Annotated in this window: 15 protein-coding genes and 1 pseudogene; 9 read left to right on the forward strand and 7 right to left on the reverse strand. The window is 60.6% G+C overall.

Annotated features, from left to right (window positions below):
* Positions 1–20: 20 nt before the first annotated feature.
* Positions 21–1031, reverse strand: a pseudogene (locus tag M0808_RS17060) (NAD(P)-dependent alcohol dehydrogenase).
* A gap of 168 nt (positions 1032–1199) precedes the next feature.
* On the opposite strand from M0808_RS17060, the gene M0808_RS17065 reads away from it, so the two are divergent.
* Both M0808_RS17065 and M0808_RS17070 read left to right on the forward strand, forming a co-directional pair.
* A complete protein-coding gene (locus M0808_RS17065) occupies positions 1200–2096 on the forward strand; it encodes a LysR family transcriptional regulator (RefSeq protein WP_177408971.1) in 897 nt (298 codons plus the stop codon).
* A gap of 52 nt (positions 2097–2148) precedes the next feature.
* Positions 2149–2628 carry a GNAT family N-acetyltransferase gene (locus M0808_RS17070; protein WP_225135359.1) on the forward strand — a complete coding sequence of 160 codons (480 nt, stop codon included), beginning with the start codon at positions 2149–2151 and terminating at the stop codon, positions 2626–2628.
* 116 nt (positions 2629–2744) lie between these two features.
* On the opposite strand, the gene M0808_RS17075 is transcribed toward M0808_RS17070, so the two are convergent.
* From M0808_RS17075 to M0808_RS17085, 3 genes are all read right to left on the reverse strand, one after another.
* Positions 2745–3698, reverse strand: a complete 954-nt coding sequence (locus M0808_RS17075) for a helix-turn-helix domain-containing GNAT family N-acetyltransferase (RefSeq protein ID WP_247841966.1) — start codon at positions 3696–3698, stop codon at positions 2745–2747.
* 217 nt (positions 3699–3915) lie between these two features.
* The gene (locus M0808_RS17080; RefSeq protein ID WP_095136448.1) at positions 3916–4257 is read right to left on the reverse strand and encodes a hypothetical protein; all 342 of its coding nucleotides are present in this window, start codon (positions 4255–4257) and stop codon (positions 3916–3918) included.
* An 86-nt stretch (positions 4258–4343) separates the two neighbouring features.
* Positions 4344–4988, reverse strand: coding sequence for an ATPase (locus M0808_RS17085; RefSeq protein WP_135296037.1), 645 nt, complete (start codon positions 4986–4988; stop codon positions 4344–4346).
* A 170-nt stretch (positions 4989–5158) separates the two neighbouring features.
* Between M0808_RS17085 and M0808_RS17090 the strand changes: the two genes are divergently transcribed.
* From M0808_RS17090 to M0808_RS17115, 6 genes are all read left to right on the forward strand, one after another.
* Positions 5159–5407 carry a hypothetical protein gene (locus tag M0808_RS17090; protein ID WP_134786655.1) on the forward strand — a complete coding sequence of 83 codons (249 nt, stop codon included), beginning with the start codon at positions 5159–5161 and terminating at the stop codon, positions 5405–5407.
* Between the two features lie 103 nt (positions 5408–5510).
* Positions 5511–6668: a GGDEF domain-containing protein gene (locus M0808_RS17095; RefSeq protein ID WP_098964345.1), complete on the forward strand. Its 1158-nt coding sequence runs from the start codon at positions 5511–5513 to the stop codon at positions 6666–6668.
* Positions 6669–6676: 8 nt separating this feature from the next.
* Positions 6677–7171 carry a PaaI family thioesterase gene (locus tag M0808_RS17100; protein ID WP_247841967.1) on the forward strand — a complete coding sequence of 165 codons (495 nt, stop codon included), beginning with the start codon at positions 6677–6679 and terminating at the stop codon, positions 7169–7171.
* 108 nt (positions 7172–7279) lie between these two features.
* Positions 7280–8152, forward strand: coding sequence for an AraC family transcriptional regulator (locus tag M0808_RS17105; protein ID WP_247841968.1), 873 nt, complete (start codon positions 7280–7282; stop codon positions 8150–8152).
* 88 nt (positions 8153–8240) lie between these two features.
* Positions 8241–9785, forward strand: a complete 1545-nt coding sequence (locus M0808_RS17110) for a class I SAM-dependent methyltransferase (protein WP_247841969.1) — start codon at positions 8241–8243, stop codon at positions 9783–9785.
* A gap of 202 nt (positions 9786–9987) precedes the next feature.
* Positions 9988–12117 carry a TonB-dependent receptor gene (locus tag M0808_RS17115; RefSeq protein ID WP_247841970.1) on the forward strand — a complete coding sequence of 710 codons (2130 nt, stop codon included), beginning with the start codon at positions 9988–9990 and terminating at the stop codon, positions 12115–12117.
* Between the two features lie 31 nt (positions 12118–12148).
* Here the strand turns inward: M0808_RS17115 and M0808_RS17120 are convergent, their stop codons facing one another.
* The 3 genes from M0808_RS17120 to M0808_RS17130 all read right to left on the reverse strand — a co-directional run bounded on the left by M0808_RS17120 (position 12149) and on the right by M0808_RS17130 (position 13319).
* Positions 12149–12541: a hypothetical protein gene (locus tag M0808_RS17120; protein WP_247841971.1), complete on the reverse strand. Its 393-nt coding sequence runs from the start codon at positions 12539–12541 to the stop codon at positions 12149–12151.
* A 38-nt stretch (positions 12542–12579) separates the two neighbouring features.
* The gene (locus M0808_RS17125) at positions 12580–12876 is read right to left on the reverse strand and encodes a hypothetical protein (RefSeq protein WP_247841972.1); all 297 of its coding nucleotides are present in this window, start codon (positions 12874–12876) and stop codon (positions 12580–12582) included.
* 74 nt (positions 12877–12950) lie between these two features.
* Positions 12951–13319 carry a hypothetical protein gene (locus M0808_RS17130; protein ID WP_247841973.1) on the reverse strand — a complete coding sequence of 123 codons (369 nt, stop codon included), beginning with the start codon at positions 13317–13319 and terminating at the stop codon, positions 12951–12953.
* Between the two features lie 41 nt (positions 13320–13360).
* On the opposite strand from M0808_RS17130, the gene M0808_RS17135 reads away from it, so the two are divergent.
* A complete protein-coding gene (locus tag M0808_RS17135; RefSeq protein WP_247841974.1) occupies positions 13361–13591 on the forward strand; it encodes a hypothetical protein in 231 nt (76 codons plus the stop codon).
* Positions 13592–13620: the final 29 nt, after the last annotated feature.

Consider the following 13620-nt stretch of genomic DNA (forward strand, 5'->3'; position numbering starts at 1 on the left):
TGCTTGGCCCTGTGCCTATATCAGGCGACTTTGATCACCACTTTGCCAAACGCGCCCTTCGCCAGATGTTCGTACGCCTCGCGCGCTTTCTCGAACGGATACACCTGATCGATCACCGGGCGAATCTTGTGCTGGTTGAGGAAGACGTTCATCCGGTCGAAGGATGAGCGCGGTGCCACGGCGATACCGCGAATGGTGGTCTGGCGGAAAATCAGCGGCATCAGATTGAGTGCAACGGTCTGCCCGGTCAAGAAACCGATCTGTGCAATGCGCCCGGAAGCCTTGGTCGCTGCAACCGACTGATTGATGCCGTTGCCACCGGCCACGTCGAGCAGCAGATCCACGCCTTTGCCGTCAGTCAGCCGCAACACTTCATCGGCCCAGTTCGGTGTCGTTCTGTAGTTCACGCCCGCGACCGCTCCCAGTTCCTTCACGGCTTGCAGATTGTGCTCGCTACTCGATGTGGCGATCACTTTGGCGCCCAGCGCCGTGGCGATCTGCACGGCAAAAATCGACACCCCGCCCGTGCCTTGTACCAGCACGGTCTGACCGGGCTGGATCTGTCCAAAGTCGACCAGTGAGTACCACGCCGTGAGCGCAGCAATCGGCAACGTCGCCGCCTCTTCGTCGCTCATGTTGTCCGGCGCGGCAACGGCGCTGTCTTCGTGGATGATCATGTATTCGGCCAGTCCGCCGGGCAGCGGCGAACCAAATCAGTAGTCCGGTTCATTCGGCCCCGGCTCGCCATCCAGCCAGCGGGAATACAGATGCGAGTTGACCCGATCGCCGACCTTGAAGCGGCTGACGCCGTCACCCACCGCGACCACGGTGCCCGCTGCGTCGCTCACCGGAATCAACGGTTTGGGCACCATGTGCGGCTCGTAGATGCCGTCAACGATCGCCTTGTCGCGAAAATTGAGGGACACGGCGCCGACCTTTACCAGCAATTCGCCGGACTGTGGCTGCGGGGTCGCTGTCTCTTCCAGGTGCAGATTGTCGAGGCCGAAATCTTTCAGTAACCAGGCTTTCATTGCGAATCTCCAAAAACGGATCAATGGCTGCAAACCACCAAGGGTTTGCCTGGGCACATCTTTCGCTGTTGGGCTCGCGCAATAAATACGCAAAAAGGCACATGATTATTCTATCCTCAAGCAACAATTGAATTCCCTCAGGTCCCGATCATGGAATTGCTGCAATCGATGCGACTGTTCGCTCGGCTTGCCGAGCTCGGCAGCTTCACCAAAGCCGCCGAATCGCTGGACATCGGGCGCCCCCAGGTCACCCGTTACATCCAGGAGCTGGAAACATCCCTGGGTGTGCGTCTGTTTCAGCGCACCACCAGAAAAGTCGCGCTCACCACCGAAGGCCAACTGTTCTATGAGCGAGTGCAGGAAATTCTCGCGGATATCTCGGCCGCCACTTCGATGTTCGACCGCAGCGGAGCAACGCTCGAAGGCCGGCTTCGGGTCGATATCCCGACCGCGTTCGCGCAACTGGACTTCATCAAAAACCTGAAAACCTTCACCAGCGCCTTCCCCGGGATCGACATGGTGCTGGGCGTGACTGATCGGGCGGTCGACCTGATTGGTGAAGGCATCGACTGCGCGTTACGAATTGGCGAGTTACCGGACTCGACCTTGATCGCGCGCCCGATCGCCATGGCAACCATGGTCACGTGCGCAGCCCCCGAGTATCTGCAGGAACACGGCGAACCGCGGACACTCGACGATCTGAATGCCCATCGCGGGGTGAATTTTCTTTCCGGCCAAAACAACAGGACATTGCCCTGGCACTTCTCGGTCAAAGGCAAAGACCGCGCGTTCATCAGCAACGCCGGCATCACCGTCACCGAGTCGAATGCTTACGTGCAGTGCGGCGTAGCGGGCTTTGGAATCATTCAGGCGCCAGGCATCACCGTGGCCGAATATCTGGCCAGCGGCACCCTGGTGGAAATCCTCAGCGCCTATCGGCCCACCCCGCGCCCGGTATCACTGCTGTACCCCAGCCGCACGCACCTGGCTGCGCAAGTTCAGGTATTTGTCGAATGGCTGCAGCAGCACTTTGTGCAGATCTATCCTGACTGGCTGGAACAATAACGATCAACAGCGCCGTTCGCGGCTTGCGCGTAGTCAAGGAGCACCGCACGACATGGAACAAATCACTTACCGCACCGCGACGGGCGCAGACGCGTTGAGCATGTGTGAGCTGGGGCAATTGCTTAACGACGTGCATCACAATGCCCGCCCCGACATCTATGCCCCGCCCACCGCGGACTTTTCCCGCGACCTGCCCCACTGGTCAGGCCTTTTCGAAAAACCCGGTCACGTTGTGTTCATCGCCCATGTCGACGATCAACCTGCGGCGTTTATCACGGCCAGCCTGTCGGCCAGTTCAGGGCCGTTGATGCAACCGCAGAATGTCGTTCGCATCGGCTCGGTGTGTGTCGCCGAACAGTTTTCGGGACAGGGCATCGGCCGTGGGCTGATGAATCTGGTGAAAAACTGGGCGATCGAACAGGATGCCCAGGATCTGCGTTTGACCGTCTGGCCGTTCAATAACCGTGCAGCGCGGATGTATGCGGAGTTCGGCTTTGAGACTCGGGCTGTCGAAATGGGCATGCGTTTGTAGCGGTTTGCCCTCGTCCAGACTTTTCCGGGACTGTGCGCAGCGATCTGGAAATCACGGCTTTCGCCAACCGGCTGGCGGACGTGTTCAGCGCCTGCGTGATGACGCTGAATCAACCTTCAACGTGAGGCGGCTGCACGGGTGAACTGCTGTTCCGTCACCACGCTGCCCCACTGACTGCCCTGCTCTTCCATGGTCAACTCAAACCCGGCCGCTTCGTACAATCGGCGCGCGGCGTCTAGGCCCTTGAAGGTCCAGAGCTGAATCGCATCAAAACCCTGCTGATCGCAAAACTCCACCGCCGCGCTCAGCAGTTGCCGGCCGACGCCACTGCCGCGGCAGCCGTCGTCGAGGATGAACCAGCGCAAATGCGCCTGATTGTTGCCCAGATCCTGGCCGTCGATTGCGATCGAGCCGACGATGCGCTCATCAAGCGTGGCTACCCAGATCTGGTTGCAGGGCTGATCGAGGCGCCCGACAAAGTCCGCCGTTTCGCGGGCGACGCGGCTTTCAAAGATCGCGCCGAAACCGGAATGCCGCGAATAATAATCCGCATGCATTTGCGCCACGCGGCCGATCAGACCGGGGCGATAGCCGGCGCTGATGTGCAGGTTCGGCGTGAGTGGCCGGTCGGCGCCCAGACGGATGGTCTTGAGCGCATGCGCGTAGGTTGACAGGCCCTGCGCCACGCTCTGTTGTTGCGACGGATTGAGCGTGTTCAGTGCCTTGCTGACCTGGGCCTGGCCATAGGCATGAATGTCGGCGACGGTCTGCCGGCCCTGCGATGTCAGGTGCAGATGCTTGACCCGGGCGTCCTCGGCAGCACGCTCCTCGATCTCCCCGGCCTTGATCAGTTTGCCGACCATGCGGCTGACACTGGACTTTTCAAGGCCAAGGCTTTGCGCCAGTTGCGCAGCGCTGACGCCGTCCCCGGCTTCGATTTCCAGCAATGCGTGCACGCCGGAGGCTGAATAATCGGTCGCCGCCAAGGTGGCGCGCAGGAAACCGAACTCACGCACCATCGTGCGCGACGCTGTACGGATTTCTTCGATCAAGGCTGTAGGGATACTCATGACACATCACCGCTGAAATTTAGTTGTACCATACAACCATGTTTAAATATGACGGTGCAAGAAGCCGACGACTCCGGGCGAGCGGTCGATTGTCGGCGTCGCCACAGCAGCAAACGTCAGACAAAAAAAACCCCGCAACCGAATGAGGTGCGGGGCAAAGTATTGGTTGGTTGCGGCCAACCAAAGGAGCTCGGTTAAAACGGGTTGCGCAGCCGGGTCAGATGCAGTCCTGGGCGGCGCGTTCAAAACTGGAAGGCAGGAAGTTCGAAGCCAGCAAGTGGCGCTCGTAGATGAACACCTTGCCGCCGTTGCCGGCCTTATAGGCTTCCAGCACGTTGTCTGCCGACACCTTGCTCGGCACCACAATCCGGTAGCTGCGCTGGGTCTGCGAGACGGTCGGGTTCAGCGCACTGCCCTGCAGCTTCGGCACCACGCAATCGGCGTATTGCGCCGGAGTCTTGTTGGTCTGCAAGGTCAGCGTCGGGTCGTTCGGTGCGGAGGCGCAACCGGCGAGCAGCAAGGAAGCAACGGCCAGGGTCGGGGCAAACAAAGCACGCATCGGGGTCATCCTGAAAATAAAGGTTCGGTTCATCTGGCAGCGATTCAGCGTCACGGCGCCGCCGCTGCCCTTTTGGTTTTGAGTGTTCAGCTGGAAGCCACCAGCGCCTTGAGCGAGGCATCGAACTGCTTCAAGGCATTGAGTTGCAGGTCACGTTGCTGCTCGATCTGCGCGGCAATCTCGTGCGCCGCTTTGTCGTGTACCCAGACCGACGAAATCTGTTTTTCCACCGAGCCCTCGGCTTTGCCGATGTACTGCAGGTCGGCATCGTAGAAACGCGCGATGAAATGCGCCTCGTACAGGCTGTTCTGCTGAGTCAGCAAGCGGTTGAAGGTGTCGAGTTTCACCACTATGTCCGGGTGTGCCTGAATCAGCGCATCAAGGTCGTCGTAAACGGTCACCGACAGAAACTGGCGTTGCAACGAGCTGAGCAACCAGTCGATCGCCAGTTCCGGGTCGGAGCTGCTGACAAAGGCTGCGCGAATTCGCGGATCCAGTGCATCCTTGGCCCCGTGCAGCGCCATATCGTGGTAGCGCGTCAGGTATTGCAGGTTTTCCCGGGTGTTTTCGCTGTACAACACACCCACGGTCTGTGAATGCTGCAAAGTCGCGCTGCTGCCGGCGATTGGCTGAAGATGACACGCACAGGCGTCGTCGGCGTAAGACGGTGCCGTGGCTACCATGCCGCTCATCAGCAGAGCGGTCAGCGCCAGTCGGGTCAGTGTCTTCATCGCGCAATTTCCTTGAGCTGCGTTTTCAATGAGGGCAATTTTCCGCCTATTGCCAGCAAAGCTGAACTTGCGTTTCGTGATGGTCACTATTACTTCTAGCGATAGTTGCGCACGATAAAGACGGGTACACACTCATCCCCAATGACTAAAACAACAGTGAGGAAGCCGATTTGAGAACCTTTGACCTGATCCGCGACGCGGTTCTGCCCGACTTTCGCGAGCGGGTGGCGGAATACCTGGTGCAGTACGAAAAGGTGTTGCTGGACAAGGACATCACCGATGCGCAGCTCAAGCGCGATACCGCCAATCAGTTGCGTGGCTATTTGCGCGGGTTGAACACCACCCGGGTGCTGGGCATGGCGTACTGGGAAGAACTGGATCGACGGGTCGTCGACACCTGGCTCACGCCTCACGAATGAGCGTGGACGCCGGTCGGTGATGATCGTATGCGGCGCCTGCCAAAACGGCCCCGAACGCTTACAATCGGCGGCCTTACCGACCTTCTGACAGGCTCCCCCGGAAATGCCGCTCGACCCACCAACGATGCTGACCATCTCGATCGCTCTCGCAGCCGCTGCCGCGCTGTACCTGGCGGTCGAGTGGCGCAGCATTCGTGAGCCTTCGCTGCTGTTCTGGAGCGCCGGTTTCGCCACCATCACCGTCGGTTCCACCCTGGCTCTGCTGCGTAGCAACGGCTTTTTGCTGATCGGCATCTGGTTCGCCAACGGCTTGCTGGTGACCGCGCACTTCCTGTTTCTGCTGGGAGTGGCGCGATTCACGCAGATCCGCCTGTCACGCGCCTGGTACCTGATTTTCGTCACCTGGCTGGTTTTGCTGTTGCTGCCGGACGGGCCGTTGTGGTCGAAAGTCATGCTGGCTGCCAACTCGCTGCTGGTTGCCGCCTCGACGCTCAAGGCCAGTTTGCTGCTGCGCCCGCATGGCAAATCGCTGAGCGTCGGTGCGGTGCAATTGCGCTATGTGCTGCTCGGTCACGGCATCTTCTATGTGGCCAAGGCCCTGACCGTGGTGATCCCCGGCACGCTGATCGACCTGGCTGCATTCCGTGGCGTCATCATCCAGATCTCGCTGGTCGAGGGCGCGATGGCGATCATGCTCATTGCACTGTCGATGACCGGCACCGAACGCTACCGGCGCGAGGAGCAGATCGCCCGACTGGCCGCCCGCGATCCACTGACCGCGCTCTACAACCGCCGCGCCCTCGACATGCGCGCGCCGGGCCTGCTGCGGGGCGTGTCTGCGGCGCATCCCGGCGCCCTGCTATTGATCGATATCGACAACTTCAAATCGGTCAACGATCAGTACGGCCACAGCGCCGGCGACCGTTTGCTGGTGGCCCTGAGCGAAATGATCCGCGCCGAGACCACCGATGAGGCGCTGGCCGCCCGTTTGGGCGGTGACGAGTTCGTGATTTTGCTGAGCAACGCGCCCAGTGATCACATCGTCAGACTGGGCGACGCCCTGCGCGATCAATTTCAGCGCAGCGCCGCCCAGACCTTCCCCACCGCCGAACCGGTGACGCTGAGCATCGGCGCCACCCTATTCAACCAGCCACCGGCCAGCCTCGCGGCATTGATCGAACAAGGCGACGCCGCGCTCTACGAATCCAAGCGCGGTGGGCGCAACCGCCTGCGCCTGACCGGGCTCACCACTTCAGGATGATCAGACCCATGACCCGTTCCGAAACGCCTCTGCAAGACCTCGCCGCCCCCGAAGGCGTCTGCTACGGCTGCGGCAGCCGCAACCCCCATGGCCTGCACGTCAAAAGCTACTGGCACGAGGACGGCGTGCACGTCATGGCCGAACACCTGCCGGACGACAAATACTGCGGCTGGCCAGACCTGGTATACGGCGGCCTGCTGGCAATGCTGGTCGACTGCCACTCCAACTGGACCGCGATGGCCTGGCACTACCGCCACGAACAACGCGAACCAGGCAGCCTGCCGCGCATCGACTGCGTGACCGGCAACCTCGGCATCAAATTCATCAAACCCACGCCGATGGGCGTCACCCTGACCTTGCGCGCCAGGGTCGAAGGCGACGTCGGGCGCAAAACTCGGGTGATCTGCGAGGTGTACGCCGGAGAAGTGCTGACGGCGGTGGGCGATTCGGTGTTCGTGCGGGTCGATACCGGGCAACTGGCGGACGCGGCGCACGGCCGCTGACTCCACACGCGCCCCTGTCGGAATGACACTTGAGCAAACTCGGCTAGGCGTGCCGACCCGGAAATCGACGAGGCTATAGCAGACCGCACTTCCAGGAGCTTCCAACCCGTGTCCGACCTGCCGACCCACCGCGCCTATACCCGGCGCTTCAACAGCGTGCTCGCCTACATCGATGCCCATCTCGAAGGTGACCTGTCGGTGAATACGTTGAGTCAGTTGGCGAACTTTTCGGTGTTTCACTTCCATCGGCAATTCAGCGCGTTCGTTGGCGTGCCGGTCTCGCGCTACGTGCAACTGATGCGTTTGCGCCGGGCTGCACATCGGCTGGCCGCGCAGCCGCAACACTCGATACTGGACGCCGCGTCTGACGCCGGTTTCGAGAGTCCGGAAGCATTCAGCCGCGCCTTTCGGCGCGACTTCGGCATGACGCCAAGTGCCTTCAGGAAGCAACCGAACTGGCAGACCTGGAATGCGGTATTCGCCATCCCCCACTTTTCCAGGAGCGTCATCATGCAAACCAGAATCATCAATTTTCCAACCCTACGGGTCGCTGCGTTTGAACATCGCGGCGCGCCGGGGGAGGTTCAACAAAGCGTGCAGACATTCATCGCCTGGCGCGTGCACAGCGGGCAGTCGCCCGTGGCCTCGAGTCGCACCTTCGGCATTCCCTACAGCAACCCCGATACCACGCTGGCAGAGGACTTTCGCTTCGCCATCTGTGGCGAGATCGACGAAGCCGTGGCGCCCAACACCTTCGGCGTGCGCGAAGCGGTCATCCCCGGCGGGCGTTGTGTGGTGGTTCGGCATGTGGGTTCACCGGATCACATTGGCGAAACCATCTATCCCGTCTACCGCGACTGGCTGCCGGCCAGCGGTGAGGAATTACGTGATCATCCGCTGTTTTTCCATTACCTGAGCGTCTTTCCCCATGCGCCGCAGGAGCAATGGCAGACGGACGTGTACGTGCCTTTGCAAGGGTAAAGGTCACCGAGGTGTTTTTTCGCTTGTCGTGTGCAATGCCAAGCCCTTATAAGAGCGCTCTTTCTCTCTCGAAATAAAGGATGCGCACATGAGCAATGCCTGGAACGAAGGGTATTTCACCGACGAGGGCTACACCTACTCGTACAGCCGGGAAATCAACCCGGTGTTCCAGCGCTTTTGCCTGTTGCTGCGTGGCTTTGCCACGCTGGAGAACGCCGGCGGCTACCACTGCGAACTGGGCTTTGGCCAGGGTGTTTCCATCAACATCCACGCCGCCGCCAACCCGGGCAACTATGTCGGCACCGACTTCACGCCATCTCAGGCCGCGCATGCCATCGCATTGGCGAACGACTGGAACAGCCAGGCCCGTCTGTATGACGACAGCTTCGAGCAACTGCTGGCCCGCGATGATCTGCCGGCGTTCGACAGCATCAGCCTGCATGGCATCTGGTCCTGGGTCAGCCGCGACAATCAGCAACTGATCGTCGAGTTCGCCCGTCGCCACCTCAAGCCCGGCGGCATGTTGTACGTCAGCTACAACTGCTTCCCGGGCTGGTCACCTTCGGCGCCACTGCGCAATCTGTTCAGCCTGCACAACCGCTTTGCCAGCCAGGCCTCGACCAGCCCGGCCAAACGCATCGATGCCGCGATGGATTTTTCCGAAACGCTGTTGGCGGCCAATCCGAAGTACGCCAGAGCGGCGCCGGCTCTCGGTGCCCAGTTGCAGAGCATCAAGGGCCAGAACCGTCAGTACGTGGCCCATGAGTATTTCAATCGCAACTGGGACTGCATGTATTTCATCGACGTGGTCGATGCCATGACCGCAGCCAAACTCGACTACGCCACCACGGCCGTACCGCTGGACACTGTGGCTGCGCTGAATCTGAGTGCAGAAGGCATGGACTTTCTGGAAGGTATCGAGCACCCGATCATGCGCGAACAGGCGCGCGACTACTTTATCAATCAGAACTTCCGCCGGGATCTGTACGTACGTGGCGCCAATCGGCTGTCTGCCGCCGAGCAACGCGATGGCTTGCTGAGAAGCCGTTTTGTCCTGCTGCAAGCCATCGAAAGCATTCCCGGCACGGTCACAGGCCCTGCGGGCGAGGCGTCTTTACAAGCGGACATTTACCGCCCGGTGCTCGCAGCGCTCGCCGCCAATGCCTACGAAGCGAAAACCTTGCAGCAGTTGTCGATGGCCGTCGGCGCCGTGTCTTATGACGACCTGGTGCAGGCTGTCACCGTGCTGATCGGCATGGGCGTCGCCGCGCCGTGCCAGAGTGAATTCGCCGAAAGGCAGGTGCAGGAACGTTGCGACACCCTCAACCTGCAACTGTGCAAGCGCGCCCTGTTCAACAGCAACATTCAGGTGCTGGCCAGCCCGGTCACTGGCGGTGGCGTGCCGATCAGCCGCGTGCAGCAGCTGTTCCTGATTTCGATCAAGCAAGGCATGACCGACCCGCAAGACTGGGCGCAGTTGGCGTGGGCCGTCATCGGTGAGCAGGGCGAAGTGCTGCACAAGGGTGACCAGCCGCTGCTGACGGCCGAAGAAAACCTTGCCGAGATGACCGAACAGGCCCGGGCATTTGCCCAGACACCGCTGGACATTCTCATGGCGCTGAAAATTGCTTGAACCAGATATACGCCGGACGACTGGCCGCGATAGAGCCCGGCCAGTCGTCTGCGTGTATGGCACTGACTGCCGCCTCCTGAGCCATCCTGCCCCCACCTGCCACGCAGCGCCCGTTAAAAAAGCAAAATTGCGATGTGTTTCCGTCGTTCCTTCTTGCGTCGCACTGTTCATTGCCCGTTCCTGTCTGCCTGGAGTTTCTTCGATGCCGTCGCCCAAATCCCTGCCCTCTGCCCTGCTGGGCCTGGCCCTCGCCTGCCCGGTCATGGCCGAGGAACCCAAAAGCATGGAGTTGGGACAGGTACTGATTTCGGCTGAAGAACAAAGCGGTGCAGATGCCTCCGTCGCCGAGGCCCAAGCGCGTCTGGCGCAAGTGCCCGGCGGCAGCAATGTGGTCGACATGCGTTCGCCGTTGCAGGGCCGGGTGGCGAGCAATCAGGATGTGCTGGCGTATCAGCCTGGGGTCTACGCGCAATCGGCGGGTAATGAAGGGGTGAAAATCTCGATCCGTGGTTCGGGGATCAACCGCGCACCGGGCGCGCACGCTTCGGGGTTGTACACAATGCTCGACGGCCTGCCGCTGACCGGCCCCGGTGGCACGCCCTACGAATTGCTCGAACCGCTGTGGCTCGACCATGTGGAGGTGCTGCGCGGCGCCAACGGCTTTGATCGCGGTGCACTGGCACTGGGCGGCGCTGTCGATTACGTCAGCCACACCGGCTATGACGCGCCGAAACTGCAAGTGCGCTATGCCACCGGCAGTCACGGCTATCAGCAGCGTCAGGTGAGTTCCGGACAAGTGCTGGGCGACTTCGATTACTACGTGTCGCTGACCGACTCGAACGCCGACGGCTATCAGGATCACACCGCCAGCGAGAGCAAAGGCGTGATCGCCAACTTCGGTTATCGCTTCAATCCGAACCTGGAAACCCGCTTCTACTTCCGCTATCGCGAGACCGACAACGATCTTGCCGGCCGCGTGACCAAGCACTCGATCGAGCACACTCCACGGGCGGCCAACCCGGCTTATGTATCGCGCGACGACAGCCGCAAACAACCGGGCAGCACCTTCATCGGCAACAAGACCACCTACTACATCGACGACGATTCGAGCATTCAGACCGGGCTGGTCTATCACGACTACCCGATGGACCTGCGCGAAGGCCCGAACCGTCTGAAAGTGGCCTACACCGACGTCAGCGGCACCTTCGACTACAAGCGCCGCGACACCTTGTTCGGCATGGAAAGCCGCAGCACTGTGGGCCTGCGCACCACCAAACATCTGCCCAACGACGGCGCCAGCGAATTCGTGCGCATCCCGTCCGGCAACACCGCCGCGTATGCGCCGGGCACCCGCATGCGCAACTTCACCTATCAGGGTTCGGACACCGTTCTGCACGTGGGCAACGATCTGGAAATCGCCGACGACCTATGGCTGACCACCGGCCTCGCCGCCATCTACACTCGCCGCGAAAGCGCCGTCACCTACCCGCAAAGCGGCGGCAAGACCAGCCTGAACGACTGGGATTACGCGCCACGACTGGGTCTGCGCTATCAGGTCACGCCGGACCTGCAACTGTTCGGCAACCTCAGCCGTTCAGTGGAAGCGCCGCACCCGTGGTCGCTGATCTACAGCTCGAACATCCGCTTCCCGGCCGGCAACGGCGCGGCGACCGGCACCCAGAGCGACCCGATCAAACTGCAGAACCAGACCGCGACCACCCTCGAACTCGGCGGTCGCGGCGACAGCGCGCTCGGCCAGTGGAGCCTGGCGTGGTACTACGCCCAGATGCGCCACGAATTGCTGTCGGTACTGCCGGACGCCAACGCCGTCACCCCGTACGAACTCAACGCCAGCCCCACCGTGCATCAAGGCGTGGAAGCCAGTCTGCAAAGCACACTGTGGTCGGCCCCCGACGGACGTAAATTGAGCCTGCGCCAGGCCTACACCTTCAGCGATTTCCACTACCGCGACGACCAGCGTTTCGGCGACAACCGCCTGCCCGGCCTGCCGATGCACTATTACCAGGGCGAACTGCGCCACGACTGGCCGCAGGGTTTCTTCGCGGCGGTCAACACGCAACTGGTGTCCAAGGTCGCAGTGGATTACGCCAACAGCTACTACGCCGATCCCTACGCACTGTTCGGCGCCACCGTCGGCTACAACGCGCCGAAAAACGACTGGCAAACCTGGCTCGACCTGCGCAACCTGACCAACAAACACTACGCCGCGACGGTCACACCGGGGTTTGACGACAAGGGTCAGGATGCGGCGCGGTCTACGCCGGGTGAAGGGCTGGGGGTTTATGTCGGGGTGTCGTGGAGTTTGCTCTGACGGTTTGCATACTCGGCAACCCGCCGGGTTACTACTCCAACGTAGGCAAATGATTACGCAAAATATTCTCCAGCCCCGGCCGCGTATGTTTCTCCCGAGGGCAAACATCCTGCGCATCGCCTGTGTGCAGATACTCGCCGGCATCAAATGCCTGATAGATGTCAAAGGCTGGCTGGGGCATTTCTGCGTGCATCGACACATCAACGATGGGGTTGATAAGTGCATTCATCACTTCATCGCCAAACTCAAAATCACGCGTGTTTGACAGGAAATCTCTGGCTACGGCGATCGCGACTTGATTAAGCAGATCGCGACGCTCGACCTGCAGCCGCTCACAAAAGGGTTGCAGATCGATGTTCAAGCCTTCTTCAATCGCTTCCAGCATGACCAGATAAAGATCGGCTTCACTCAACGGCCTACTCATCACTCATTTTCCTGCTCTGTTCTTGATGCTCGCCCGGTTCACTCATAAAACTTGCCGGCCAGCAAAATGCTCGCACAGCGCTGCCAAACGTTGGCCGAAGAGACTTCTGCTGCCACCTGCCTGGAAATGTCGATCGCCCAGGCACCTGCGGCCTCAAGAAACGCATCCACAGATCCATTTTCCCAACCCAAGGCGCCCCGACCATAGGGCGACAGCGGTTCGTTCATTGTCCGCTCACGAGCGAAATCGGCACCCAGTGCCTGAATAAACGTAATGAACGATTGCTCGTCGTTCACGCGTTCCAGCAACTCATCAAGATCATCAGGCGCAGACATCGTGGCAAATTCCTGTTGGTGAATGGGTTTGCCCGGGATGCTGCTATGCATCGACCAGAGGGTCAACCCGTCCGTCAAAACGGCCCCTGCGTCATCACCCGCGTCTCGATGATGCTGCGCAGCGCAACGACCCGCTTCTGATACAGATCGGTCAAACAATCGAGCTTCGCGCCACAGGCCTTGCGGCTTTTGAGGAAGGCCTGTTGTTCGCCGATCAGAGCATCGCGCCCGCCCATCGGCAGCAGGCGTTTATCGAGGCTGAACAGCTCGCCCATGGTGACGTCCAGGTCGTTCAAGGCGCGGTTGGCGCAGACGGCTTTTTCGTCCATGGATTTGGTTTTGTCGCAGTCGAAACTGGCGGCTCGAGTCGAATTTGCAGCGATCAGCAGCGCACAGCCGAGGGCGGCTGCGGTCACCCGTGAAATTTCTCGAACTCCCGTCATGGCTTCGTATCCAACGTTGTAGGTCAATGGAGGTATGAGAAATGAAAAGCACCGACGATATCAAGCCTGCAACACCTCATAACGCGCCACCGCTCGACTCCTCGGGCAAACCGGTGGATGTGGTGAACCGCGATCTGCAGGACAGCGACGACGACACCCGCGCCGTGGATGAGGTGATTACACCGACGTCCATTCGCGAAAAGGAACAGGACGCCGAAGAACTCAAGCGCAAGACCGATGAAATCGAACGCAAGGTCGCCGACGGCAACTGACGCGACGCTCCCCGTCCTGAATGTAGAGT

Source organism: Pseudomonas sp. MWU12-3103b (assembly GCF_023100615.1).
GTDB lineage: Bacteria > Pseudomonadota > Gammaproteobacteria > Pseudomonadales > Pseudomonadaceae > Aquipseudomonas > Aquipseudomonas putida_A.

Excerpts from the sequence above, each read along its gene's own strand:
- M0808_RS17065 (WP_177408971.1), top strand. The coding sequence starts at position 1,200 with ATGCGACTGTTCGCTCGGCTTGCCGAGCTCGGCAGCTTCACCAAAGCC.
- M0808_RS17070 (WP_225135359.1), top strand. The coding sequence starts at position 2,149 with ATGGAACAAATCACTTACCGCACCGCGACGGGCGCAGACGCGTTGAGC.
- M0808_RS17075 (WP_247841966.1), bottom strand. The coding sequence starts at position 3,698 with ATGAGTATCCCTACAGCCTTGATCGAAGAAATCCGTACAGCGTCGCGC.
- M0808_RS17080 (WP_095136448.1), bottom strand. The coding sequence starts at position 4,257 with ATGCGTGCTTTGTTTGCCCCGACCCTGGCCGTTGCTTCCTTGCTGCTC.
- M0808_RS17085 (WP_135296037.1), bottom strand. The coding sequence starts at position 4,988 with ATGAAGACACTGACCCGACTGGCGCTGACCGCTCTGCTGATGAGCGGC.
- M0808_RS17095 (WP_098964345.1), top strand. The coding sequence starts at position 5,511 with ATGCCGCTCGACCCACCAACGATGCTGACCATCTCGATCGCTCTCGCA.
- M0808_RS17100 (WP_247841967.1), top strand. The coding sequence starts at position 6,677 with ATGACCCGTTCCGAAACGCCTCTGCAAGACCTCGCCGCCCCCGAAGGC.
- M0808_RS17110 (WP_247841969.1), top strand. The coding sequence starts at position 8,241 with ATGAGCAATGCCTGGAACGAAGGGTATTTCACCGACGAGGGCTACACC.
- M0808_RS17115 (WP_247841970.1), top strand. The coding sequence starts at position 9,988 with ATGCCGTCGCCCAAATCCCTGCCCTCTGCCCTGCTGGGCCTGGCCCTC.
- M0808_RS17120 (WP_247841971.1), bottom strand. The coding sequence starts at position 12,541 with ATGAGTAGGCCGTTGAGTGAAGCCGATCTTTATCTGGTCATGCTGGAA.
- M0808_RS17125 (WP_247841972.1), bottom strand. The coding sequence starts at position 12,876 with ATGTCTGCGCCTGATGATCTTGATGAGTTGCTGGAACGCGTGAACGAC.
- M0808_RS17130 (WP_247841973.1), bottom strand. The coding sequence starts at position 13,319 with ATGACGGGAGTTCGAGAAATTTCACGGGTGACCGCAGCCGCCCTCGGC.
- M0808_RS17135 (WP_247841974.1), top strand. The coding sequence starts at position 13,361 with ATGAAAAGCACCGACGATATCAAGCCTGCAACACCTCATAACGCGCCA.